Here is a 1,545-nt window from a genome sequence, read left to right as displayed (position 1 = left end):
TGCGCCCGCTGCACCAGGCTGTGGGCGGTTTCGCGGCTTCGCGCCAGACCTTCCAGGACGGTGCGTGGTTCAGGGGGTAGCTCAATCAACGGGGCAGGACGGGCCATGGGAAGCGACTCACAATCAGGCTGTGGGAGAATGATGAGCGATTATCCCGAAAATTCACAGTGCGCGGTACTAGGCGCGTGATGCTCGACTCTCCGGCCTATTTTCGCACGCTCGGCTGGCTCGGCAAGACCTCCACAACGGGCGAGGCGGCTTGGCTTGAGCGCCCGCTGCCCTGGGGCGACTGGGATGCACGCGGAAGCTGGCCCTATCAATCGCTGCCAAGCGAGACCCTCTTGCAACGGCTTTACGAAGCCGAGGCCGCAAACGGGCAGCGACTCTTGACCTGGACCGGCGTGATCCGACCCGATCAAGGGCTGGCGAAGGATGTCAACGACCGGCTGAAGAGGCTCGCCTCCCATTGCGCGTCCTGTTGGCGACCACTCAAGGAGCATCTGGGTCATGTTCCTGATCGCCCTTCAGCCCGTCAGCATTATTCCGCGCGCACGCGGCGGCGCCTGCGTGAGGCGCAACGCCAATTGCAGGTTGAGCTGGAACCCTTGTCTGAGCAGCATCGGTGCATCGCCACCTGGCAAGAGGCGCTCCGACGCCTGCGCGGCATACCGCGCGCATCCTCCCCTGATGCTGCGCATTTCGAGGGACTCATTCAGCTGGCAACCGAGTACCCCACAGCACTCCCGACGATCACGCTCAGGCACCGCTCGGACGGCACCTTAGGTGGCCTGTGTCTGGCCGTACAGGACGCCAGCGATTCTCCGTCCTGGCATCTGCATAGCCTGTTCTGCGATGCACGGGCGCGGAAAAGCTTTGGCGCTTATACGCTGTTTGATACCGCGATCGAGTGCTGGGGCGCGGAGCCCATCTGGTGGGGCGGCCAACCCGCCACAGCCGAAGGAGTTGGGATCTGGCGGTTCAAACAGCGCTTCTCCAATGCCTCAGCGCCGGCCCATCTCCTCTGCCTCGAACTCGACCCCACGCGGCTGCGTGAGATTCGGGCTAGCCGCCCTCTTTATGCTTGGCTGCCGGATTATCGCGACCCGGTTTTGGAGTTGCTCGTATGAAGACCTCTAGGCGCAAGAAGCGTGTGTGACATGAAACCATGGGTCGCATTCTGAAGACTTTACGCGTGGATGCGTGATCAGCGCCGGCATGTCCAACAACGGCTGCAAGAGCGCGTGAATCGACACATCAGCCACTCAAACCATCCACCTCCGCCGGGGCTTGGGTGCTCAGACGGATTCAGAGCGGTGCATCTCTAACCGGTTAACTAGTACCGCGCACTGTGAATTTTCGGGATAATCACTCATCACTCTCCCACAGCCTGATTGTGAGTCGCTTCCCATGGCCCGTCCTGCCCCGTTGATTGAGCTACCCCCTGAACCACGCACCGTCCTGGAAGGTCTGGCGCGAAGCCGTGAAACCGCCCACAGCCTGGTGCAGCGGGCGCAGATCGTGCTGCGCGCTGCCGACGGTGAGCGT

The 1,545-nt window shown here is 62.3% G+C and carries 1 protein-coding gene; it reads left to right on the top strand.

What is annotated here, in order from left to right:
* Window positions 1–167 precede the first annotated feature (167 nt).
* Window positions 168–1,127: a hypothetical protein gene (locus GJ668_RS19665; RefSeq protein WP_186343236.1), complete on the top strand. Its 960-nt coding sequence runs from the start codon at window positions 168–170 to the stop codon at window positions 1,125–1,127.
* Window positions 1,128–1,545: the final 418 nt, after the last annotated feature.

It is taken from the genome of Allochromatium palmeri, assembly GCF_009720725.1.
In the GTDB taxonomy this organism is placed as follows: domain Bacteria; phylum Pseudomonadota; class Gammaproteobacteria; order Chromatiales; family Chromatiaceae; genus Thermochromatium; species Thermochromatium palmeri.
Note: the sequence above shows the minus strand (reverse complement) of the source record. Positions and strands in the feature narration are given on the sequence as shown.